Source organism: Rhabdobacter roseus, assembly GCF_014202275.1.
Lineage (GTDB): Bacteria > Bacteroidota > Bacteroidia > Cytophagales > Spirosomataceae > Rhabdobacter > Rhabdobacter roseus.
This window is the reverse complement of record NZ_JACHGF010000015.1, coordinates 39978-63201: the sequence shown is the minus strand read 5'-3', so window position 1 is coordinate 63201 and position 23224 is coordinate 39978. Positions and strand designations below refer to the sequence as shown.

17 protein-coding genes are annotated in these 23224 nt (G+C 53.6%); 3 read left to right on the top strand and 14 right to left on the bottom strand.

The window, feature by feature from the left end; translation table 11 throughout:
* Nucleotides 1-73 precede the first annotated feature (73 nt).
* From HNQ92_RS26435 to HNQ92_RS26425, 3 genes are all read left to right on the top strand, one after another.
* Nucleotides 74-2194, top strand: a complete 2121-nt coding sequence (locus tag HNQ92_RS26435; protein WP_184179168.1) for a hypothetical protein — start codon at nucleotides 74-76, stop codon at nucleotides 2192-2194.
* Nucleotides 2195-2798: 604 nt separating this feature from the next.
* The gene (locus tag HNQ92_RS26430; protein WP_184179166.1) at nucleotides 2799-3611 is read left to right on the top strand and encodes a hypothetical protein; all 813 of its coding nucleotides are present in this window, start codon (nucleotides 2799-2801) and stop codon (nucleotides 3609-3611) included.
* Between the two features lie 80 nt (nucleotides 3612-3691).
* Nucleotides 3692-4798 (top strand): hypothetical protein, encoded by a 1107-nt coding sequence (locus HNQ92_RS26425; protein ID WP_184179164.1) that lies wholly within the window; start codon nucleotides 3692-3694, stop codon nucleotides 4796-4798.
* Nucleotides 4799-5009: 211 nt separating this feature from the next.
* On the opposite strand, the gene HNQ92_RS26420 is transcribed toward HNQ92_RS26425, so the two are convergent.
* From HNQ92_RS26420 to HNQ92_RS26355, 14 genes are all read right to left on the bottom strand, one after another.
* Nucleotides 5010-6023, bottom strand: a complete 1014-nt coding sequence (locus HNQ92_RS26420; protein ID WP_184179162.1) for a zinc-dependent alcohol dehydrogenase — start codon at nucleotides 6021-6023, stop codon at nucleotides 5010-5012.
* A 116-nt stretch (nucleotides 6024-6139) separates the two neighbouring features.
* A complete protein-coding gene (locus HNQ92_RS26415) occupies nucleotides 6140-6541 on the bottom strand; it encodes a VOC family protein (RefSeq protein WP_184179266.1) in 402 nt (133 codons plus the stop codon).
* Nucleotides 6538-7332: a sialate O-acetylesterase gene (locus tag HNQ92_RS26410; RefSeq protein WP_184179160.1), complete on the bottom strand. Its 795-nt coding sequence runs from the start codon at nucleotides 7330-7332 to the stop codon at nucleotides 6538-6540. Before HNQ92_RS26410 ends, HNQ92_RS26415 begins: the two co-directional genes overlap by 4 nt.
* Complete coding sequence (locus HNQ92_RS26405) at nucleotides 7319-9460, bottom strand: heparinase II/III domain-containing protein (RefSeq protein WP_221307550.1); 2142 nt, start codon at nucleotides 9458-9460, stop codon at nucleotides 7319-7321. The genes HNQ92_RS26410 and HNQ92_RS26405 overlap by 14 nt, the downstream gene beginning before the upstream one ends.
* Nucleotides 9457-10146, bottom strand: a complete 690-nt coding sequence (locus tag HNQ92_RS26400; RefSeq protein ID WP_184179158.1) for an RraA family protein — start codon at nucleotides 10144-10146, stop codon at nucleotides 9457-9459. Before HNQ92_RS26400 ends, HNQ92_RS26405 begins: the two co-directional genes overlap by 4 nt.
* A gap of 50 nt (nucleotides 10147-10196) precedes the next feature.
* Nucleotides 10197-10898, bottom strand: coding sequence for an SDR family oxidoreductase (locus HNQ92_RS26395; RefSeq protein WP_184179156.1), 702 nt, complete (start codon nucleotides 10896-10898; stop codon nucleotides 10197-10199).
* Nucleotides 10899-10906: 8 nt separating this feature from the next.
* Nucleotides 10907-12637 carry a sodium:solute symporter family transporter gene (locus tag HNQ92_RS26390; protein ID WP_184179154.1) on the bottom strand — a complete coding sequence of 577 codons (1731 nt, stop codon included), beginning with the start codon at nucleotides 12635-12637 and terminating at the stop codon, nucleotides 10907-10909.
* A gap of 30 nt (nucleotides 12638-12667) precedes the next feature.
* The gene (locus HNQ92_RS26385; RefSeq protein WP_221307549.1) at nucleotides 12668-13399 is read right to left on the bottom strand and encodes an SGNH/GDSL hydrolase family protein; all 732 of its coding nucleotides are present in this window, start codon (nucleotides 13397-13399) and stop codon (nucleotides 12668-12670) included.
* Nucleotides 13400-13530: 131 nt separating this feature from the next.
* Nucleotides 13531-15195, bottom strand: a complete 1665-nt coding sequence (locus HNQ92_RS26380) for a glycoside hydrolase family 28 protein (RefSeq protein WP_184179150.1) — start codon at nucleotides 15193-15195, stop codon at nucleotides 13531-13533.
* A 22-nt stretch (nucleotides 15196-15217) separates the two neighbouring features.
* Entirely contained in the window at nucleotides 15218-16834 is a 1617-nt protein-coding gene (locus tag HNQ92_RS26375) for a glycoside hydrolase family 28 protein (RefSeq protein WP_184179148.1), read from the bottom strand.
* Between the two features lie 80 nt (nucleotides 16835-16914).
* Nucleotides 16915-18411: a GH39 family glycosyl hydrolase gene (locus HNQ92_RS26370; protein WP_184179146.1), complete on the bottom strand. Its 1497-nt coding sequence runs from the start codon at nucleotides 18409-18411 to the stop codon at nucleotides 16915-16917.
* 24 nt (nucleotides 18412-18435) lie between these two features.
* Nucleotides 18436-19587, bottom strand: a complete 1152-nt coding sequence (locus tag HNQ92_RS26365) for a hypothetical protein (protein ID WP_184179144.1) — start codon at nucleotides 19585-19587, stop codon at nucleotides 18436-18438.
* Nucleotides 19588-19595: 8 nt separating this feature from the next.
* The gene (locus HNQ92_RS26360; RefSeq protein WP_184179142.1) at nucleotides 19596-21050 is read right to left on the bottom strand and encodes a GH39 family glycosyl hydrolase; all 1455 of its coding nucleotides are present in this window, start codon (nucleotides 21048-21050) and stop codon (nucleotides 19596-19598) included.
* Nucleotides 21051-21077: 27 nt separating this feature from the next.
* Entirely contained in the window at nucleotides 21078-23216 is a 2139-nt protein-coding gene (locus HNQ92_RS26355) for a glycosyl hydrolase 115 family protein (protein ID WP_184179140.1), read from the bottom strand.
* Nucleotides 23217-23224 lie beyond the last annotated feature (8 nt).

Below are 23224 nucleotides of genomic sequence, written 5' to 3'. Positions count from 1 at the left end.
TAGTCCTTTCTTTCTCTAAAAGGGTAGTATTGCCTATATACCTTTTTAGCACTTTCTTATCCCCTTTCTTGTCATGAAGTACCTCCTCCCGGTTTGCCTCTTTTTTTCATCCACGTTATTGGCCCAAAATATAGGTGATCGAAAATTTGTCCAGGAGGTGGCTACTGTCTACTCCATAGAACAGGGGCTGCCCGCCGGTCCGGTTGATAAGATCTACTGGAAGGACAATACTCTCACCGCGCAGGCCAAGGGTACCTCGTATACCTTTCAGGACGAATCCTGGGTTCCTGCGACGGGTAAATCTCCCGTCAGGAATATCGAAAAGGCACCCGTCCCGAAAGGAACCAGGGTACTCGCCCAGGCTCGCTACAAAAACAGCTGGGCGGTAGGTACGGATCAGGGACTGTACCTGTATGAGGGGAAAAAGCCGGTAAAGCTATACCCCGCCGATAGCCGGTACAGCTGGTCGCTGCGGAATGTAGCGGCGCTAACCGTTGATTCACAAGGGCGGCTATGGTTTGGGGCCGATGAGGGCGTGGGGTACCTGGATGGCAAGCAGTGGAGGTTGTTTACGGGCAAGGAAGGCCTACCCTACACGAAGTTTACCTGCGCCGCCGCCGGGCCGAATGGGACGGTTTGGTTCGGGACGGAGCGGGGGGCTATCGTAGCACAAAACGACTTTTTCAGGTACCGGGCCAGTCGGCGGTGGCTACCCAACGACCATGTGCTGGACATCGCCGTTCAACCCAACGGAACGGCCTGGATCGCTACCCGCGGGGGCATCAGCCGGATTGAACCCCGGGAAATGACGCTGGAAGCCAAAGCCGACTACTTTACCAACCAAGTAGAAACCCGCCACAACCGCATGGGCTTTATCGCCCAGAACGAATTAACAAAGCAGTTCCAGATCGAAAGTTCGCAAGTGGCCATCTCTGACAATGACGGCATGTACACCGCCATGTACGGGGCCGCGCAAGCCTTCCGCTACGCCGCCACGGGCAGCGCCAAAGCCAGAGAACTGGCCATTCGTAGTTTCCGGGCCTGTAAATGGCTGGTGGACATCACCCACGAGCCCGGCTTTCCGGCCCGGGTCATTATCCCCGCCGACTGGCACGAGCCGGTCAACGAGCAGTACGGACGGGAGTACAACAAAAAACGCCAGGCAACCGACCCCCAGTGGAAAGACATTTATCCCCGTTTCCCCAAAAGTAAGGATGGCAAGTACCTCTACAAGATCGACACCAGCTCGGACGAACTGGCCGGTCATTACTTCTTTTACGGCATCTACTATGACCTGGTCGCCAAAACCGAGCAGGAGAAGCAGGAGGTCAGACAGGTGGTGGGCGACATCACTGATCACCTTATACGACACGGCTATAAACTAACTGACCACGATGGGAAGGTAACCCGCTGGGGAGATTTTTCGCCGGAGTACTTCAGCTCGGTGTACGGCTACGACCAACGCGGCCTGAATTCCATGATGATGCTTTCGTTTTTGAACGTTGCCCGGCATGTTACGGGCGACGTAAAGTATGATGCGGAAGCCAAAAAACTGCGTGATACCTACCAGTACCATATTTTCGCGCTTCATCCCAAGGAGTACTTCCCGGCTGAGAATGTGGTGCCCTGGGACAACAACCTGTGCCTGATGAGCCTGTACGGACTTCTGAAATACGAAACCGATCCCGCGCTCTTGCTCATGTACCGGCAATCGCTGGAAAATGCCTGGTTACACATCAGCAAACAGAAAAATGCTTTCTGGGATACGATCTACGAATCCCTGGCCGATGAATTCACCCGGCTGGTGGACCAGAAGGCATTTGCCCGCACCGACCTGTTTCCCGAAAATCACCTGTACGCGCCCTCCGTGGTCAAAACCCATTACCGGGCCGCCAACCACCCAGCGTATATTTTGGAAAACCTGCAAAAAATACCCCTGGACCTGATTGGGTACACCATGCACAATACCCACCGGCTGGATGTAGTACTGGACGGTACCCCCGGCCAAAGCGAGGACATGGGCTGGCGTACCGACGGCCTGGCCCTGCCGGTGGATGAACGCGCCCACGTTCGGCAGGATCGGGATGGTTTTGCCCTCAACGCCTCGGAAGGCGACGGCTACTCCGAACACGAGGGAACGTTTTTTCTGCTGCCCTATTATATGGCGTTGTACCATAAGTTGCTGGATCGGTAGTTGGTCCTGAACCATATCGTATTTTTACCCGCAAAACAAACCAGGAAATTCCGGGCGTCACCGGCCGGGACCTCGACAGTAACGAAGGCGAACCCGGCCCGCTCTACATCCAGGGCGACCACGGCCCGGTAGAGTACCGGAATATTGTCATTACACCCGCGAAGTAAGGTACTTAGAAATAATACAAAGCGCAGTCTTCGAGAGGAGGTTGCGCTTTGTGTTTTTATGGAACTGATCAGAATAACAACTTAGCTACTGAAGTTTTTATTTAAAATAGCGTTTCTTAGCCTAACTGTATTCCTTTTAGTATGCCAACCTCCATAAAAGAATTAAGAACTGATTTATAAATCAGTTAATTGTATCTAACCACAAACAAAAAAGGCATACCGTTGGATAAGTTTTTTGAGCTTATGTATAGTAAATAGCAAATTTATCTTGTAGCTTTCCTAAAGTAGCTTCATAAGCATTCAAATTTTCTAAACTGTTTAAAATCTATTAGCACTAATTTTTTATCATGAAGGCTAAATTAGCAGCTAAATCCGATTCTGTATATAAAACTGTTGTAATAAATTATTTATAGCACTCAAAAAGGAACCGATAAAAAATGAAAACACTTCTTCTTTCTTCACTTATATTCTTATGTTTCTTTTCAAACGTAAGATCCCAGTCAGGTCAAACATCTGTTTTTCCGCCAGATAATCATATAAAAAAAATTGACCCTAGACAGTATATTAATATAATATATAGAAAAAGTGAAAGGCAGGAAAGGTTTGACAATATTTGGCAATGGGAGGATAATTCTAGGCTCCCTAACCAAAAATATCATTTTCTTGATAAAGATGGTGAAATAGAAATTCGATTTGACATTAATGGGTTAATTAAAAACACCGATTTTGAAGGCAAAATTTCTTTAGAAGCTGACATTACAGGCCCTGATGGTAGCAGAAAGATTGAAGTTAGCCCATATTCTGAAGTAGGTGTTGAAAGAGAAAGAATTGGTGTAGAGTCCGACCCACCTTTACAACTATCAAAAAAAATACTAAACATGATTTTAGATTTAAGAGAAGCTAATGACAATTACCAACTTAATACATTGTATTATAATAATTTTACACTTATGGATTTAACTAAAAACAAAAATATTGAAGAAAAATTTAATGAATTAACACTTTTGGCAGAAAAAACAATTAAAGAAAATACTTTAATACAAACTGATATTGAATCATTAGACGAAGAACAAAACGAATTTATCCAAAAAAATAAATCTAAAAGCACAACTATTAATCAAAAAATTAAAAAAAATCAGGTGAATACTATCAAAATATTGATAAATTTATCAAAGAAGCTGTTAGCTTATATGAATTACTTAGCACATCCAAGCATTACATATCTAATTTTGAAACTTATAGAAGAATAATCAAAATAGAAAATATTAACGAAATAAATCCTATATTATCCGAATTAAAAAATTCTTATTTATATAAAGCACAAAGAGATTTGTTTATAGAACAGTATTCAAAATCACTAAAATACTGCAAAGCAAAGCTAGGCATAACTCTTAACTACCTTAACTCATTTGAAGAAAGTGGTATCGATGCAAAAAAAGCTCTACTTTCATTAATGAATAAAGACTTGATAAATTATGAGACCATCAAGAAATCCTTAGAAATCTCAAATACTTTGTTAAGCACTATTAATTTAAATATACAGAATCAAGATACATTAGCCACTAAATTTTCAGAAAACATAGATTTAATAAATGAAACTATGTTGAATTTAGATTTAGTATCAAGATTTAAAGGATCTGAACTAGAGTTTATTTTGGATAGAAAGGATTCACAACTAATAGCTTTGAAAAAGAATATTACTTTAGAAAAAATTGATTCAATTAGAAATGAGTATGATGTAGAAATTAGAGAAAAATATTATAATTTAATTATAAATTATTTTCCAGAAATATCAGAAGAACTATCTAAGCTAGCAGGACGTGAAATTTACAAAAAATTAGTACATGCAAATATAGATCTTGGAAAAAGTGGAGCAAAGAATGGCGAGGTACTCAATTTGTATGTTACGTGGAAAATAGACTCAAAAATCAATGTAAACCAAAATCCTCCCAGGCTATCCTTAGGCAAATACTATCTAAAAGACACTGGATGGAAACTCGAAATAGCTGATATGTTTTCTTTAGTTAAAAGGATAAATGAGCCAACTTCTACAGAGGACACCTTGCTTTCACCAAGTAATTTCAAAGGAACTGGCGGTGCTGTATTAATGTGGACTTTTAACTCTCTTGATCGAGGTATAAAGTTGGTCGATAGGAATGGAACTGAAAAAATTATAAGAAAAAATAGATTTATCAATTTTGTAGAACCTTCAATTGGAATTAATATTTCTTACCTCGATTTTAGTACTGGAAAGGATGTAGAGATTGGGACTGGAATTCAAGCAGGGCTTTTTAGAAATAAAATATATTTTGGTTATGGTGCCAATCTGCATTTACTAAGACCAAGAGACCAAAATCCATATTACTTTTTTTTAGGCTTTAGCTTTACAAAGCTTTCTGACTTCTTTAAAGATTCAAAAAGTGTTGCTTCTCAATGAAAAGCAAGGCATTTAGTTGCCTTCTGTAAAACTCAGCTATAATATATCCCAGTAAACTTACTTTACAAAGCAGACCTCATTTTTGTAAAATAGTGTCCACTTCCCTATAATTACCTCCTAAAAAAAATCGACACTTCTCGCTAGGCCACGCCATATCAACACATAGAAAATAACTTACCGTATACCCCAATGTTTGAACTAAAGCACCCCCTCACTGGCAAGCCAGCAGGTACTTAAGCCCGGCCGGATTGCCATCGATAGTCTCAAACACTTCCTGCGCGGCGGCGAGCGGGGCTACCTGCGTAATGATGGCTTCGAGGGGTAGTTGGCCGCTGGCGGCCAAGGCAATGGCTTCGTCGAAATCCTCGGGCTCGTAGACGCGCGCGCCGATGAGCTTGAGCTCGCGCCAGAAAAACCGGAACAGATCCACCGGCTTGGGCTGGGCGTGAATGGCCACCATCACGATGCGGCCGCGGGCGCGGGGTACTTGGGTCATGGCGTCTACGCCGGCCTGCACGCCCGATACTTCGAAGACGACGTCGGCCATCGCGCCCTGGGTAAAATCCTCGACCCTCGTCACCAGGTCTTCCTCCCGCGGATTGACCGTCGCCAGGCCCAACGAGGCCGCCAGCTCCAGGCGCGCGCCGTTGATTTCCGAGAGAAGTACCTTCGCTCCTTTATGTTGGGCCACCAGCGCAATGAGCATCCCGATGGGCCCGCCGCCAATGACCACCACCTGCTCGTCCTTCCGCAACTCGGCCAGGCGTATATCATGACAGGCCACGGCCAACGGCTCGATCAACGCGCCCAGCTTCAGGGATAAATTTTCGGGTAAGCGGTGGAGCGTATAGGCGGGTACGTTCCAGAACTGCTGCATGCCACCGGAGGTATCGATACCAATGAACTTCAGGTTTTTGCCAATGTGGTTTTGTCCAAAATCCGAAGGGTGCTCGGCACCGGGCTGGAGGGGACGCACGGCCACGCGGTCACCAACCTGCCAGCCCGTCACGCCCTCGCCGAGTTCGGCAATTTCGGCCGATACCTCGTGGCCGATCACCTGCGGAATCTGCACGCGCTTGTCCATGTTGCCGTGGTAAATGTGGACGTCGGTACCACACACACCACAGTAGGCTACCTTCAGCCGTACTTCGCCCGGTTGTAGGGGCGCAGGGGTACTTTCCTGGATTTCAAACGTTTTATTGCCGGTATAAAACAGCGCTTTCATTCTTGACCTAATTAAGGGTTACTTGACTCATTGATTGGGAGGCACTCAGGTACCTTTACGCAAAGTACCTCTGGCACGGCCTTCGGATCTATCGTTGCCTCGGGATGACAAAGTACCTAGTTCAGGCCCGCTCGTTCCAGGATCTGGATCATGTTGCCGTCCGGGTCGAGGGCGTTGCGTACCTTGCCGCCACCGATGGCGTTGATGATTTCGCTGGTCCAGTTGATACCGTGGGTGTCGAGGTACCTGATGGCGGCGTCCATATCAGCCACCCGAAAAGCCACGTGCGACCAACCCGGCGTCCAGGTGGTGCGCTCGGGGCGCGGCGTGGCGTCTTTGGGCATGATTTCCAGCAAAGTACCATCGGGCGCTTTGAGCATCCAGACGGGCTTGCCCTGGGGACTGCCCGTGGGGTGGTGAAACCATTTTTCGTAGCCAAGTACCTCACAGTACCAGGTGGCGAGCTGCTCTACGTCGTTGGCCGCCAGGGCGGGATGATCTACGCCTAAGAATCTCATTTTTTCAGAATGCTCCATAGTTTTTCGGCGTACCGTTTCCCGAGCTCACGCGCCGAAGCGGCATCGAAGTGCGTGGTATCGCCCTTGTCGGTCAGGCCGGCGGCTGATACCACGTACACGTTGGGATTTTTCTCGGGAAATTCGGTGAGTATTTTATTGATCAATAAAGCGTTGGGATTTTTTTGGGTATAAAAATCGCCCAAAGTACCCATAATAAAGGGTACCTTGGGAGCATTTATATCTTTCCGTAGGCGCTGGATAAAGGCCTCCAGCTTTTGCTCGTACACCTGCGCTTTCTCGGGGTTACTGTCGTTCTCGCCCTGGTGCCACAAAATGGCCTTGATCCGTCCCCGTTTCTGGGCTTCTTTGACCCGGCTCAGCATGGCGTCGTAGGCGAAGATACCCGTTTGCTCGTGCTTTTGGCCGGGTTGCCAGTCGTCGATCCCGCTCCCTCCTACCGCACAGGGAATTAAACCAATCGGTCGTTTAGATTTTTGACGCTGCATCTCCTGGGCAAAGGCCAGCCCTGGTCCCACGCCTACCACCGACGGCTTGTCGTAATGCAGCGGGTCGGCGGCTTCTACCCACTGGTTCTGGGCGTTGATGACCCAGATTTTGGGATTCGTGGCCTGAGTACCTTTCTCCACCTCACCCCTACCGGCCATGTTGGACTGCCCGATGAGTAGGTACAAATCCAGCCGCTTGGGTGGCTTGGAAGCAGAAAGGCCAAGGACCGCCGTGAGGATCAGAACAAAGTACCTAAGCCGGGAAACTACCTTACGAGGGGTCATGGGGAGCAATGCGTTGGAGCGTGTACGTATCGTTTCCTTTGATGACGTCCCAACGCCGCCTGTGCCCCGACACCAGCGACAAATGTTCCGCCTGGCCGTCGTGCAGCGTCAGCGTCCAGGTGCGTTGGCCGTTGGTGAGCGTGTGGCTATTTTCGTCCGAGTGCAGCGCCCAGGTACCCAGGTACGCAGCCTCATCCAGCGCAATGGCGTGTACCACCGTGCGGCTCAGGGTACTTTGTTTTTCGGTAAATCGGTAGAGCAAGCCGCTGCCGGGCTGGCCCTCGCCGCGCTGGTTGGGCTCGACGTGGTAGGCATCGTGTACGTAGCCGTAGACGGGATGGCTCAGGGTACTTTCGCCCGCGTGAAAGAGCTTCATGCCCGCACGGTTTCTTCTCACTTCTAATGCATTATCGTTTGAAAGTACCTCCGCCTTGCCGTCGCGGTTGTTGACGAGCCAGTTCCAAATAGTGGTAACGGGCCGCTCGGCCACGATGGTATCCACCACAAACAGTATATGGCTCCCGGCCAATAGCCACAGGCGCGTAAACTCCCGGATGGGCGTTCCGTAGGTACTTCCGGCCTCCGCTCCCACGACGGAGACACAGTCGTCGCGCTCGGCAATGAGGCGACGATTGCCCCGGCGGATCGGCGCGCTGAGGCCGTCGGGCGTGATTTGGCGGCGGGCCAGTACGCTTTTTTGTTCCAGCAAGGCCATTTTGGCCAGGTCTTCCTGCAAACCCAGCTCGTCTTTATCGACTAAAAAAGTACAGGTATTGTGCGTTTGTGAGGCGCTTTCCAGGCCGTGAATAAGGTTGCGGTAGCAACTATGGCCCGGATCGACCAGCAAGCGCTCTTTTTTATGCACCAGAATAAAACTATTCAAATCGCCGTGCAAATGACCCGGACCGCAGAGGTCATCGCCACCGCCGTTGATGGCCAGGATGGTTTGGCCGTCCCAGGCGTCGCGCACGAAAGCGTGGCCGTTGCTGAAGGTATTGACCAGCGGCAGGGGTACTTCGGCGGGGCTTAGCCCAGGTACCTCGTGGGTGAGCAACGGGAGCGTCAGGAAGCCCCAGTCGTTCACCATGCCAAACGTAGCCAGGTCGTGCGGGCCCTGGTAAGGTACGGGTTCGTAGTAGGTTTGGAACAACCCGCGCGCCAGGCCCGCCTGCGAAGTACCTTGCTGCCGCGTCGCTACGTGCAGCAGCAGATCGCCCGAGGAGCGGAACAGCGCGGCGCTGTCGTTGAAGTTGGCGGCGCGGGCGCGCGGCTCGTCGCCCCAGCTCGCCATCGGCTTGGCGTAAAACAGGCTGCTGGCGATCCAATCGAGGCCTTTCGCGTAGGTACTTACATCCAGTTGGCGGGCGCGCTGGGGGTACTTGCGCGCCAGCGCCTCGTAGGCCAGCATGAGCGCAAAGGCCAGGTAGTTTCCGTACTGCAGCGACTCGCCGTAGGAGCCGTCGGGCTGGAAAGCCTGGGTGCAGCGCTGCCACTCGGGCAGGTACTTGTCCAGAAGTACTTCGTCGCCCAGGGCCGCCGCCGCGACCAGCAGACCGGAGGTCATGATGCCGCGCCAGTTGGCCAGGTGGGTATTTTTTTCGAGCCAGCGCTGGCAAAGTACCAGGCCCTTTTCGCGGAGCGCGGTTTTTACTTCCGTTAATTCTTCTTTTGGAAAAACCTCCGGAGCCAGATCCAGCACCGCCGCCATGGCCCAGCACAGGTGGGCGGTTTCGAGGTGGCCGGTATAGGGCTCGGCGTGGCTCCGAAAAGCCGGGCCTACCCAGTCGTAGGTGGCGCTGCGGGCTACGTCCAGCGTGACGGAGCGCAGCCAGGTACCCAGCACCGGCTCCGGTTGGAGTGCGTACAACATGGCGGCGTCAGAAAGGTACTCGGCCGCCGGGTAGTACCAGGCGGTGGCGTCGCCCAGTTCGTGCAGGCTCTTGCGCTGCACGCGGCGGTATACCCGCTGCCGCAGGGCGTCGAAGAAAGTACCTATCAGCGGATCACGGACTTGGATTTTTGCCAAAATCCGCTCCCGCTCGGCGTCGGTCAGGAAAAGGTACCGGGAGGTACTTTGGGGTACCCCGTCTGCCGTTTTCTCGGATCGTATGGTGGAAAAATGGCTCAAAAGTACCCCCCGTTTTTAACGACTTCGGTGGGCGTCATGCCGCTTTCTACCATGTCCTTAATGCCCGATTCCTTGTGCAGGATGGCCTCCGCCGCCAAAAGTACCTCGTAGGCGATGTCGCGCGGGATGGCAATGACGCCGTCGATGTCGCCAAAAATCCAGTCGCCGGGGTTGACGATCACCTCCCCCATCAGGATGGGTTTTTGGTAGTAGTACATTTTAAAGCGGCCCAGCATACCCGTGTTGGATTTGTACTTATGAAATACCGGAAAACGCTGCTCCAGAATGGACTGCGTATCCCGAATGCCGTTGACGATAGCTCCGCGGCAGCCCGCCCGGATGGCGGCCATAGTCATTACTTCGCCCCACTGGGAGGTCACGGTGTCGCCGGTGCAGTCCCACACCACCACGGAGTCGTGGGTGAGGTCTTCGAGCATCTGAGCCCGAAGCTCCATTTCGCCGTCGGTGGTGATGTCGGGCGCACCCTTGATGGTGAAGGCCTGTCCGGCCATCTTCATTTCTTCCCGCAGCGGCGCAAAGGCCGACGGCAGGCTGGTGGCGTGCATGTTGTACGTGAAGCGAAGTACGTCGTTGACCGCCCCGGTGTAGAGCCGCAGGTACCTTTCCCGCATTTCCGAAGTCGGAATCGGGAAGGATAGTTCTTTTATTGTTCCGTTTGCTTTCATAAGTCCCATTGTATTGCGTGGTTGATCCAGCGGCTCCTGGTAGCCTGGGGCTAGCCCGCTAAAAATTTCATGTTGTCAAAATTGATTTCCCGAATAAGTACCTCGGCGGGCTGGTTGAGCACAAACACAATGACCCGCGCCACATCGTCTACTTTCAGGAATTTTTGGCGGGGAACGGGGCGGTCGCCCCAGTAGTCGCTGTCGGTGGGGCCGGGGTTTACGTCCGTCACCTTAATACCCAGCTTGATGGCCTGGTCGGCCAGGCCGCTGCTGAGCCCGCGCGCGCCAAATTTGGACGCGCAGTACACGGGGGCGTTGGCGTTGGTGCGTTGCCCGCCCATCGAGATCACCGTCACGATGTGGCCCTCTTGCCTGGGTTTCATGATCTTAAGCGCTTCGCGGTTGCACAGAAACACGCCGCGCATGTTCACGTTCACCATTTGCTCGTAGGTATCCAAATCCGTTTCGGAAAGATCGGTGGTCAGGAAGCCCAGCCCGGCGTTGTTGAGCAGTACATCCACCGTTCCGAAGGCCTCCACGCAGGCCGCAAAGCCCGCGGCTACGTCGGCCTCCACGCTCACGTCGCCCCGAAACGAGCGAAGGTTTTCGTGAGGTACTTCCTCGGCGAGTTGGTTGGTACGGCTAAAGTCGAACACCTTGGCGCCTAGCTCGAGCAGTTGCAGGGCCGTCGCTTTTCCGATTCCTTTGGAGGCACCGGTGATGAATACAGTTTTGTTGTTGAGGTTATTCATGTTGGAATTTACATTTTAATATTTGTCTCGTCAGGTACCTTCACGGGGCGCGATTCTCCTTCTTTGGGCAGCATAGTGTCCGGCGGAGGCATAACGGTGTTCTTCATGGCCCACCAAACTACCAGGCCGATAAATAAACAAACCATACCCGAGGCAATGGACAGGCCGCCACTGAGCTGATTGCGGTAGGGCAAGCCCATGCCGATGAATAGTACCGAAGAGAATAAAAGTGAGATGGCATAGAGGTACTTCAAGGCTTTCTCGAAGTTCCGGTCTACCGAGGGTTTGTCCACGATGGGCGTATCCAGCTTTTTGAAAAATTCGCGTACCCGTTCGAGGTAGGCCGCATGGCCCGGCCGCTGCAAGCCCGAAGCGTAGAAAATGACCAGACAAACAATGACTTCGAGGGTCGTGGCCATTTCCCAGGAAAAATACTGGGGTAACGCATTGAGTACGACGCCCGTAATCGAACCGACTACTACTGTAAGCATGGCTCCGCGCGGCGTCGCTTTCCGGTTCACGATACCCAGCACCAGCGGAATCCCGATCGGGATGGCCAATATGCCCGTAAACAGCTTGTTGGCTTCAAAAGCGCCGCCAAAGTCCTGAATAAACAAGGCCCCCAGCATGACCAACAGACCCACCAGCACGGAAGCGATTTTGGCGACGAGAAATAACTGCTTGTCGGTTGCTTTCTTGTTGATCAGCCGCTGGTAGACATCCTTTGACAGTACGCTGGCGATGACGTTATATTCCGAGTTGAGGGACGACATGGTGGCCGCAAACATGGAGGCGATCATCACGCCCATGAGTCCGGGCGGGAGCAGCAGGCTCGAGATGGCGACGTACGCCATTTCTTTGTCGGGTAGTTCGGGCATCAGAATCCGGCTGACGATCGGGGGCACCAGGAAAATAATGGGAGTGACCAGGAACAGAGCGGCGCTGAGGTACCCTACTTTTTGCGCTTCTTTTTCGTCCCGCACCGAGTAGAAGCGCTGGATGAAAGTCCAATTCTCGTTGTACTTGATGATGACCATCAGGTAGTATACGCCCAGCCAGAAAAACTGCCCCTTGGGTCCGTTGAACCAGCGCAGGTGGTCGGGTATTTTCTCAGCAATAGCCGAAAAACCGCCAACCTGGTCGAGGGAAAGCCAAAATAGGATGATGGAGGTAAAAAGCAGAATGATGAACTGCACGGTACCCATGATCGACACGGCCCACAAGCCGCCGTAGAGCGTGAATGCAATCACGATGATGGAGGAAAGTATCATTGACATCGGGAGCGATAGGGGCGTAACGGCCGTTAGGAAAATGCCGATCGCGTACAGCCGTACCGTATTGTCCAAAATACGCATCAGGATACCTACCCACCCGACGGTTTGGCGCAAGGACGAATTGAAACGCGTTTCGAGGTACTCCACGGGCGTCGAGACGTTGGACCGCCGCCACTTCTTGGCAAAAACCGCCGCCGCAATCACACAAGCCGGCACGGTGCTGGTGAGGACCGTTACCGATACCAGGCCGTATTCGTAGGAAATACCCGCGTAAGCCACAAAGATGAAGGTACTAAACAGTGCCATAAAATTGCTAATACCCGCCGCCACCCACGGCAGGGCTCCGGAGCCTTTGGTGTACGCGTTAATATCCTTCACGTACCATTTAAAAAACAAGCCGATCCCCGCCATCAGTACCAGGTACAGCACAATGGACACATAATCGAGCGTTACGAGCGAAGTCATACATTTATTTTTTTAGCTCCTGAAAGTCAATTACTTACTAACAACTCTTTTTTTGTGCACATGAGCTTGCAAGTACCCCGCCAGGTAAGCAGCCTGCAAAGCCCGCGCGGGCTCTTTGTAGTGCACATGGTCCGTAAACTGCTCGATACCCAGCTGCTGGGTGAACTGGTAGAGGTCGATGCTCGCTACCTGCTGGGCCGCCATGACCTGGTCGGCGATCTGGTTGTACTTCTGCAAGTCAGCGTCGTAGCGTTTGAAGGCTTTCGAGCGCGGATTATGAATGGTGTCCACCACGGGGGTAGTTCGCACCCAGATGAGCTCGATGTTGCGCTGGCGCAGCAGCTGTGCTATGGCCGTGAGGTTCTCGCGGTACTCCTTTTCACTCACCTGAATGGTCCCTTCGGGCTGGTTGTGCTTGATGTCGTGCAGGCCGCAGTTGAGCAGCAAGTAGTCGGGCCGGAAAGCCTGGTCTTTGAGCTTGGTGCGTAGGTAAGAAAGTACCATGCGCGAGTCGCCGCCGTTGGCCCCCACGGGTACGTCCAGGTTTTTCTCGGCCTGGCCGTCGTCCTGTTTGCGGCTGAAGGTCACGATGCCTTCCAGGTACTTTTCCAGGTACGGCCCGTACTGGATGGAGATGCTGTCGCCAATCAAAAATAAGCTCGGTACGGGTTTTTGCCAGGCCACCAACCCAATCGCTAGCACCAATCCAACCCCCAGATGGGCTTTCACTCTCGACAAGTACCTTCGGTTACTACCACGCATCTTATTTATTTTAATTTATTATAGATAAATAATAATTTCATTATGCAATAATATAAAATATCTGTTGGAAGAAAAACTCCTGCGTTGATTTTTATTTGAGGTATTTAAATGACGCAGAGTAGTCTTGTCATTTATAGCTCCACCACAACCGATTTCTGAGCACCTTTCTCAGCCACAACCTTTTGCTTCGCGTTTTTCAAAACATTATTCTGCAAAACAATCCCCTTCGATTCCTTTCCCTGCACCGACAGGAAAAGAGGCACTTCGAAGATCGGGCGGCTGCCGGAAATCACCGCATTCTGCACATTTACGAGGCGCAGCAGGGCGGGCGTGGCGGAGGTACCTTGCGCTTGGAGACCACTTAGCTCCAGACCTTCGACATCGTCACAGATTAGCGCCGGTCGGTGATCGTCTTGGGCAAAGCGTAGCTGTACCTGATCTAACGTGATGTTTTTGACATGCCGGATGTAGAAGCCGTAGGCCGGCAAGCGACCAAACATTTCGCCGCGCGGGTAGGCCTTGACGTTCTCGGGTACTTCGCGGTTTATTTCTTGCAAAATAGCCGCCTGGGTCAGCGGTGCTGAGGTACTTGCTACGGTACTTTTGTCGACATCAAGTGGGAAGTTTCCGCCGGTAAATTCCAGATTGATCCGACTAAGTACCACGTTTTCTACCTTCATGCCCGGCAGGCCCGTAACGGAGCAGCCAAAGCCCCCGATCCGGGTACCTTGCACGTTGTCCACGCGTACATCTCGGAGGATCGGAGCATTGATTTTTGCGTCTTTCCGGTAGGGCCGGTTGCGGGCGCCCAACCGAATAAAAATAGCTGCCCCTTTGATATTCCGGACCGTAATATTCGACACGTTGATGCGCTCCACCCGCGCGCCATCCACGGTCATGATGCTGATGGCATCCACGCGGGTGTCGTACACGACGCAGTTTTGAATGGTAATATCCTCAAAAGCGCCGCTCGTCTCGGTACCTATCTTGATGCCCGACGCGTTGGAACTCACGATGCAATTGGTAATGGTAATGTCCCGGCAGGCTTCCCCGGGCGAAAAACTTTTGAGGCAAATGGCGTCGTCGCCGCTGTTGATGAAGCAATTGGAGATCCGGACGCGCTCGCAATCCACCAGATCCAGGCCGTCAGTATTGCGGCCACGAACCGTGGCGTAACGGGGTTTTTCGATGTCCTTGTTTTCCCGACTGTCGACCGTAATCCCGTCGATGAGCATGTTTTTGCAGGATTGGTAGGACTGTACCCACGAGCCCGAGTTGTACAGCGTCACGTCACGTACCTGTACGTTTTCGCAGTTTCGGAAATGAATAATCCGCGGCCGCCCGCTGAACGACGGCGAGAGGTAGGGCCCGTCGAAATCGTCGCCCCGGCCGTCGATGGTACCTCGGCCCTGGATGGAAATGGCGCGGGCGTCTTCGGCGTAGATCAGCATCTTGTTGGTAACCAGCTCACCGGTATACGAGGGGTACTTGGAGGGAATGATCGGGTAATCGTCCACGTTGGCGCTTCCCAGCAGCGTAGCGCCCGCCTCCACGTAGAGCGTCACGTTGCTTTTCAGGTAAATAGTACCCGACAGAAACGTGCCGTTGTGCAGGTACACCTTGCCGCCTCCGGCCTGGTGGCACTGGTCTATAGCCGACTGGATGGCTTGGGTGTCCATCGTTTTTCCGTCGCCCTTGGCGCCTAGTTGGTATACGTCCCAGACGCCGGTAGTATGTTGCGCCCTGGCGACTACTCCGGACAACATCAGAAAAAAAAGGAATAGGTACTTGTACATCGTCATTGGCTTCGGTTGGTACTTATTGCTCTAGGATCAGCTTTGTGTGCGCAGGACTTTCCAGCAGGTACTTTTGGGCAGTTTCATTGAGCCGGGTATGGCGCAATAGTACCTCTCCGGCCTGCGCCCCCGATAGCGCTAGAAATGGGATTCCCGCGTGCCTGACACCGGAGATGGTAGTTTGATGGCAGTCGGCCAAGCGGATTAGTGAAGTTCCACCGGAGGCACTTTGTGCTTTGAAACCGCTAATTTCCAGCTCGGTCACGTCGTCACACACCAGGGCGGGTCGGTGGTCGTCCTTCACAAAGCGCAGCTGTACCTGATCCAGCGTGAGGTTTTTGACGTGCCGAACAAAAAAGCCGTAGGCGGGCAGGTACTTTCCAAACATCCCCCCTACCGGATAGGCGTCGGGTTTGTCGGGTACTTCCTGGCTCGGGTCCAGGTCCGTTACGCCTCCTTCAAACTCAAGATCCAGATTACGCAACACGATGTTTTCCAGGGGGTAATCCGCCAGGCTGGTGATGGAGCAGCCCAACGGCGACAGCCGGTACCCCTTGATATTTTGAATGGTGATGTCTTTTAAAACCGGTGAATTGGTGGTGGTATGCGTACCAAACTTTTTATTCCTCCGGCTCAACCGGATGAAAATAGCCTGGCGCTTAATATTGCGCAAAGAGATGTTGGAAATATGTACCCTCTGGATGCTGGCACCATCGGCCGTCATGATAGCAATCCCCTCTCCCCAGGTATCGTATACCACACAATTCTGCACGGTGATGTCCTCAAAACGACCGGCTGTTTCGGTTCCGATTTTTATAGCGTTGGCCGCTGAGCTCACCACACAGTTGGTAATGGTAATATCCCGGCAAGCCTTATCGGGTGAAAAACTTTTGAGGCAAATACCGTCGTCGCCGGAGTTGATGTAGCAATTGGAAATCCGAACCAGCTCACAATCCACAATATCCAGCCCATCCGTATTGCGATGCTTTACCGCATGTTCTCGATTGGTTTGCTCTACGTCCTTGTTCTCCCGACTGTCCACCGTGATGCCGTCGATCACCATGTTTTTGCATTGCTGGTAGGTTTGTACCCAGGACGCCGAATTGGTGAGCGTAATGTTTTTGATATGAACATTTTCGCACCCTCTCAAATGAATGATCCGGGGCCGGTACTGGAAGGAAGGGTACTGATACGCATCCGTAAGCTTTCGGTTGTCAATGACCTGCCCATTTCCGTTAATAGTACCGCGGCCGTCGATGGTAACGTTCTTTGCATCCTCGGCGTAGATAAGCGCTTTACTGGTATAGTCGCCGTCGTAGGTGGGGTAGGTAGAGGCCGTGTTGGGGTAGTGGTCGGCATTTCCGCTTCCCAGCAGCGTAGCGCCCGCTTCTACGTAGAGCGTCACGTTGCTTTTCAGGTAAATAGTACCCGACAAAAACGTGCCGTTGTGCAGGTACACCTTGCCGCCTCCCGCCTGATGGCACTGGTCAACAGCTGACTGGATGGCTTTGGTGTCCATCGTTTTTCCGTCGCCTTTGGCACCCGTGGCAAATACATCCCAGACGCCGCTGGCGGGCTGAGCCAAGATACCTGCCGTTAGGCATAGGCTGGCAATAAGTACGCTGATCCAATTTTTCATCGTTTCAAGTTCATTCAGCGCTCAGGGCGTCTGATGTTGGAATATTCATTTTTTCAATGGGGTCATACGTACCCCTACTCTCAAAGTACCTGGCTTTTCTCCATGATCAGCAAGGGATAATCTTGCAGGGGTACCTGCCGAAATAGCTGCGCCTCCTGGCTGATGCGGTACTTGTCGTTGTCGTAGAAGCGCTCGTGATCGGGCAGTTCAAGGATGCTTCCCGTCAGCGGATCAACCAGCACCGGCTCCCGAAAACCGCTTCCCTCCCAGTCCCACAGGAAGAGATGTACCCGCCGGTTCAGAGGCGCGTCGGCAGCCTTTTCCGTTGACCAGTACGCCAGTACCGGGCCGCTGGCGGTGGAGAGGGTGGTCGTTTGCACATTGGTCAGGCTTGGCTTGAGTCCGTTCCCCAACTCGTTATACTGTGCCTCACCCACCGGCTGGGTACCTTCCAACGCATGTACCAGGGTATTGGTGGTACGTACCTCGCCGTGCACCAGGCTACCCAGATTTTGCAACGCCTTGAAAGCTACCTTGGGCGCTATTTCGGGCTTGGTGCGTAGAATCCCCTTGTAGTTGACCTTGCCGGAGCCTTTGGGGTAGTCGTGCAGGTCCACGATCAGGAACCAGAGTGTCATGGGTAGATCCAGGGAGCAGTCGATCAGCAGGCGACGCAGCATGATCTTGGCCTGGATGTTTTCGGTCCAGGGGCCTTCGCCCGGAAAGCCGGTAGAGTTAGGCTCGGAAGCAAAGCCGTTTTCCCCCTGCCAGATCTGGATCGCGGGGTTGTACTGATGCACCAGTCGCCGCAGGGCCACGATGCGCTCGGTATAGCTTTCGGGGATGGTGGTGTAGGGATGGAAGGAAAAAATGTCAATTTCTTTACCCAGGCCTTCCTCAAAAAGCGCTTTGATAAACGTGAAAGGCAGGCGCGAAACTACCCCACCGACGATCACGGCGTCCGGGCAATGCTGGCGGATGAGCGGGGCCGTTTCGCGAACCAGCTGCACGTACTTCTTCGGGTCGATTTTACCCGGTTTCCAGAAGCCTCCCAGGTTGGGTTCGTTCCAGATTTCGAAGTACTTGATTTTGCCCCGGTAGCGGGTTGCCAGGGCTACCACAAATTTTTTCCAGGCCTGCATGGCCTCCTCGCTCACCAGCGGGTGGTAGCCCATGTCGCCTTCGGTGTAGTGGGTGTTGCCGTAGCCCACGTTAAAAAACGGCTGAAAACCCCGCTCGATCAGCCCGTCGACGCTTTCGTCCAGCCACTGCCAGTCGTAGGTACCTTTCTGGCTTTCGACGCGCGTCCAGCCGGTTTGCAGCCGGGCCCATTTCACCGGCAGGTTATCCATCCAGGGGTACACTTCCTTGGGGTCCCAGAGGGCACGGTCCAGCGTTTCGCAGCCAATCCCGAACGGCGATTGCTTGATTTCGGTCGGCTTTTTCAAGCGTACCTGCCCAATGACTTTCAGCGAAGTACCTCCGGCAGGGTTAGCCCGCGGGAGCTGTTCTTTGGGAAGCGAAGCCGTCAGCGGAAGTACCGTCAGGGCCTTGAGAAATGTTCTTCGATTTTCCATTTTCCAAAAATTAACGCAGGTACCTTACACGGCTTCGTTGAAGACGTTACAGACGTGCAACGAGTGGGAATTGAAATGATACGGCCCTTCATAGCCCGTATCGCCCAGAAAATGGCTGATCAGGGCGATGGAGAGCGGGTAAAACCACGAGCCCAGCATGATGTGCGTGCGGTTGGGATCTTCGTCGCGGAGCTCGGCAATGGCGGTGGTAGCACCTTCCTGCCAGATCCAGTGCGGACGGGGTACCCAGTCGGCGGGTACGCTGTCGCGGCGGTGGAGGAGCCAACCATTGCCGGTGGGATCTTCGTGCATCAGGGCGTGCTCCAGGTATCGGCGGCTGGCGGCCACCAGGTCGTCGCGGCGGTAGTCGGTCAGGGCGGCCAGGTTGGCCATCATGTAGGCACCGTCGAAGTCGGGGCAGTCGGAGCCGCCGGGCCAAAAGGAGCCGTCGGGTAGCTGGCAGGCCAGCGTCGAGTCCACGTTGCGCTCCAGACCGCGCAGCTCCCAGCCCTGCGCAAAGTAGATGGGCGTAATGTGGATGGTACCAAAGAGGCCATTGGGCAGATCGGCGCCGTACTGGGTACCCCAGAAGCCCGTTTTTTCGTCCATCAGTTCTTCCAGCGCGGGGTACATGCCTTCCTCAAGTACCTTATCTACCTCCGAGACACCGTACCAGTCGCGCAGGGCAAAAAGTACCGTCGCCGCCGCCAGTACCTGGTTTCCGGCAGCCCACGCATTGCTCCAGTCGTAGTGTTTCACCCATTGGTACAATTTGCGGGCGTCGAGCAGCGGCTCCACAAAGGCCAGCTCGCGCTCCGGCTTACAGCCCAGTACCCGCAGCGCCCAGATATTGCCGCGGGTGTAGTGCCAGACGGGCTCGAGCTCCTCGATGGTCCGGATGCGCTTCTGGTCGGAGACGTGCTTGGAAAAGTACCCCTGCTCGGTCTGGCGCTGCCGGAATTGCTCGGCCCACTCCTCGCGGTAGGTTTGCGGGTAGGTACTTAGTTCGCCAAATAAATCCAGCACGTGTGCCGCGTGGTAGGAGCCGTAAAAGCTTTCTCCTTCACCCGCTTCTTTTTGGTAAATGCCCGGCTTATCGCCCATCTTCATGGCGTTGACAAAGTTCAGGGACGTTTGTTTGATACGTTGGTAGCCGGGGGTAGGTAGGTAGTTCATGCGAAAATTTATTTTTGAGTAAGATAAACCAAAGACTCATCGGCCAGCAGCACGGGGTAGTCGGCTACGGGAATGTTGGTAAAGGTGTAGCTGTTGCCGGATTTCTTCCAATTGGCTTTGGGTACTTCGTAGACTTTCCCCGAAATAAGATCCACGTAGACGGGCTTTTTAAACGACCCCTGCACCGTCACCTGGGTAGGTTGGGGCGTGAAGGTTTCGGCGGGGCGCGCTTCGTGGTTCCAGAGCGTGACGGCCGTCTGTCCGGATTTCTTGTGCTTGTAGGCAAAGGCCGACTGCTTCTCCTGGTTGGTGGTAGGTACCTGATCCAGCTGCGCTTCCAGGTCAGCATCGAAGATCGTGAATACGTGCTGCGCGGCTTTGTAGGCCAATTTGGGCCGCTCGATGGTTTTATCCGGGTTGGTTTTCAGGATTCCCTTGGTATTGACGCCCACCATGTGATCACCGGCGGCGTAGTGAATATCACTGATCGTGAATAAGTTCGTAGCAATGCCACGTCCGTGGTCGCCGAGCATCCGGCGCAGGTCCCACTTGGCCTGGCTCAGCTCCGACCAGTCGAATTGACGCAGCGCCCCGATCGTGACCGCGCTGGGCGTGGAGGGAGCGCCGTTCTCGCCCTGCATGAATTCAACTTTGGGATTGTACTTCCAAACAAACTGGCGCATTTCCTCAATTTTGGGGTAAGACGTATCCGGGTTGGGCGCGTAGCCGTGGTAGGTCAGGACATCGATGAAATCCAGCGCATTTTGTTCTTTGAGCCGCTCCAGGAAAGGCTCCAGGAATTCTAAACGAGGTACACCCGCTATTCCTAAGGCCAGCAACCGCGCTTTGGGCTGCACCGAGCGAATGATTTTGGCCGTACGGATGTAAAAATCCGCAAACTCCTGGCCCGTATTCTTGGGATTAAGATCCGGCTCGTTCCAGATTTCCCATTCGGTCACCTGACCCTGGTAACGCTCCACCATGGCGCGCACCCAATTGTCCCAGGCCGTAAGGGCTTCGGGCGAGGTGGGAATACGTCCCGCCAGCTTAGGCTCGCCGCCGCCTTCGTAGATTGGATTACCGTACGAAAGCTCCACCCAGGGCGCTACACCCCGTGCGTAGGCATCGGGAATCACGGCGTCTAGCCAGGCAAAGTCGTACTGGTCGGGGCGGCCCTCCGCTTTCACCTTCTCACACTTGGCCCAGCCGCCCTGCAACCGGATTCGCTTCGCACCCAGCGGCTCCAGGTAGTGTTTGTACGACTGGTAGTCGGTGTAGTCGCGGTCCATGGTTTCGCCGCCAATGGACCAGCTCGACGCTTTGATTTCTTTCGTGCTACGAGGCTTGACGGAGCCCAGTTCCCGGAGGCCTTCGGGCGCAGCGGGTAGTTGGGCCAAGGCGGAAGTACCCACCAGACCAAGTATCCCCCAAAGGGTACTTTTCAATCCTATTTTTGTACGCATGTTTTTCTTCATTAAGGATACATTTTGTTACTGTTGACTAATGAGTTGGTAGGTACTTTGGGTGAGTTGCTCGGCATTTTTCAGGTTCATTTTTTTCTCACCCCGGTACCAGTGCTGCCACTTCCCGTCCGTTACGTTGAGCGCCTGGCCGGTTTTCATCCGGGTAAAGGCGTCGGTGGCTTCTTTGAGGTACTTTTGGGCTTGCGCTTTGTGGCCTTCGTCCAGTCCCTTTTTGGCCCTCAGGATCGCCACGAGCCATTCTTCCAGCCCGAGCATGATCTGTATTTGCGAAATCAGATTGGTTTTTAGAAACGCCTGCTGCTTAGCCTCCAGCTTGGGCAGCAGCGCCTCGGCCTGCCGCAAGGCTTGCGTGTGTCCCTGATGCTGGCGAAGTACCTTTTCGAGCAGCTCCTGGTCATTAGCGGGTTTGGGGTGCGCGTCGCCCAGGGAGGTTTGGCCCCAGGTACTTTCGGTCGTGGCTTGCCGGGCTTTGGTTTCCGCTTCCTGGTACTTCACGGGATCGGTGAGTTGGAGGTCGATTTTCTTCAATAAACCCAGGGCAAAGCTGCGCGTCTGGCCGTCGAGGAGCATGGGAACCTGCTGGCGGTCGTGCAGCACGAAGCCCGCAAAGTACGTTTGGTAGGCCTGCCGGGCAGCAGCCGTCTGTGAGCCGTAGCGCTCCTGCATCCAGGTTTGGGTAAAGGTACCTGGTTCAAACTTTTCAAAGTCATAGAGCATCTCCCCGGAAGCTGCCAGCCCCAGCTGAAACTCCCGCACGTTGGAGACGTTCAGGATGGCGTAGTGGGTACTTTGCTTCTGGTGCGCCTGGCGAAAAACGGCGTAGGTATGCTGCGGCGGAATGCCCTGCGCCAGGTGCGGCCCCGCGCCCCACAGCTGGTGGTGGTAGTACACGCCGTAGGTGTGCTCAGGACGGCGGGGCGTTTCGTGGAAATCCTTTTGCCACTTCCAGCCGGGCGAATTGTCTGAAAAAACGACGGTGACATTTTTAGGTATGTCTAGGTACCCCGCCTGGTTGAGGGTGGAGCCTTCGGCCCAAAGCGTGGTAGTAATGGGTGGGTTGGGGCGCTGGTCTACTTCCTGGATCATGGCCCGCTGTACCCGCATGGCTTCCGAGATGAGCTTCCCCCGGTCGGCATCCGACTGCGATATGCCCGGATCAGCCATCCACATGGGGCGGTCGGCAATGCCGCGCAGGCCAATCTGCCAAATCACGTTGGGGTACTTGGCCCACTCCTGCGCGTAGACACGCCATACTTCCTCCAGCTTCTGGCGGCTGCTGTAAAAGGAGAAGAGCGGCTTTTCACCGGTTTTTTCCTGCCAATAGTTAAAAAACGTAAAGGCGCTCACACCCATGGGCTCCACATGGTGCATCGACAGGAATACCCCGCGCCGGGCAGCCTCCTGCACCAGAGCGGCCTCCGCCGGATTACGGATGTCGATGAAGCTGGCCGGGATGATCAGGTTCATGCGCAGCCGCACCAGGGCTTCTACCACCTGCTTCATGATGGCCGGATTCACCACCTGTCCGTAGTAGGGGTAGTCGAGGCGGCGCACGCCACCGCTTTCGTACCATTCGGTGAGCAAGTCTTCGTCGTTGATGAACCAACCCCGGTACCGGAAGCTGGGGGTACTTTGGGAAATGGCGACGTCGTCCCACTGAAGTATCTGGCGTGGTTCCGGCGCGCGGTCCGACCAAAAGTACAGCGGGTCCACGCCTAGGTACTTTTCCAGGAAATGATAAATCCCAAACATCGTGGCCCGCTCGTCGCTGCCCGCGATCAGTAGATTTTTATCCGACGAACGTACCTGGTAGGCCTCCCACTGGCCGCGCAGGGCGGCCGTTTCTTTTCCGTGTTTTTGAAGTACCGCATCCGACCGCCCCCAGGTACCTACCGTCAGCGTCGGCTGGCCCGACAGGTTTTTCTCATCCGGCACCACGCGTAGCGTCTTGCCCGTGATTTTGGCCACGTCGCTCACCAGGCCCTGCACCGCCAGGCGCACGCACGCGGGCTCGGTGGCCGGAAGTACCACCACGGCCTGCTGGGCAGTACCCACCAGCGTGAACGGACTTTTTGCCGCCGATTGAGCCCAAACAGGTACTTGTAGGGTAGTTAGGAAACCAATAAGTAGGTAAAGCGTACGCATCGTAATCC

Coding starts and splice junctions, on each gene's coding strand:
- HNQ92_RS26435 (WP_184179168.1), top strand. CDS start 74: ATGAAGTACCTCCTCCCGGTTTGCCTCTTTTTTTCATCCACGTTATTG.
- HNQ92_RS26430 (WP_184179166.1), top strand. CDS start 2,799: ATGAAAACACTTCTTCTTTCTTCACTTATATTCTTATGTTTCTTTTCA.
- HNQ92_RS26420 (WP_184179162.1), bottom strand. CDS start 6,023: ATGAAAGCGCTGTTTTATACCGGCAATAAAACGTTTGAAATCCAGGAA.
- HNQ92_RS26415 (WP_184179266.1), bottom strand. CDS start 6,541: ATGAGATTCTTAGGCGTAGATCATCCCGCCCTGGCGGCCAACGACGTA.
- HNQ92_RS26410 (WP_184179160.1), bottom strand. CDS start 7,332: ATGACCCCTCGTAAGGTAGTTTCCCGGCTTAGGTACTTTGTTCTGATC.
- HNQ92_RS26400 (WP_184179158.1), bottom strand. CDS start 10,146: ATGAAAGCAAACGGAACAATAAAAGAACTATCCTTCCCGATTCCGACT.
- HNQ92_RS26395 (WP_184179156.1), bottom strand. CDS start 10,898: ATGAATAACCTCAACAACAAAACTGTATTCATCACCGGTGCCTCCAAA.
- HNQ92_RS26390 (WP_184179154.1), bottom strand. CDS start 12,637: ATGACTTCGCTCGTAACGCTCGATTATGTGTCCATTGTGCTGTACCTG.
- HNQ92_RS26385 (WP_221307549.1), bottom strand. CDS start 13,399: ATGCGTGGTAGTAACCGAAGGTACTTGTCGAGAGTGAAAGCCCATCTG.
- HNQ92_RS26380 (WP_184179150.1), bottom strand. CDS start 15,195: ATGTACAAGTACCTATTCCTTTTTTTTCTGATGTTGTCCGGAGTAGTC.
- HNQ92_RS26375 (WP_184179148.1), bottom strand. CDS start 16,834: ATGAAAAATTGGATCAGCGTACTTATTGCCAGCCTATGCCTAACGGCA.
- HNQ92_RS26370 (WP_184179146.1), bottom strand. CDS start 18,411: ATGGAAAATCGAAGAACATTTCTCAAGGCCCTGACGGTACTTCCGCTG.
- HNQ92_RS26365 (WP_184179144.1), bottom strand. CDS start 19,587: ATGAACTACCTACCTACCCCCGGCTACCAACGTATCAAACAAACGTCC.
- HNQ92_RS26360 (WP_184179142.1), bottom strand. CDS start 21,050: ATGCGTACAAAAATAGGATTGAAAAGTACCCTTTGGGGGATACTTGGT.
- HNQ92_RS26355 (WP_184179140.1), bottom strand. CDS start 23,216: ATGCGTACGCTTTACCTACTTATTGGTTTCCTAACTACCCTACAAGTA.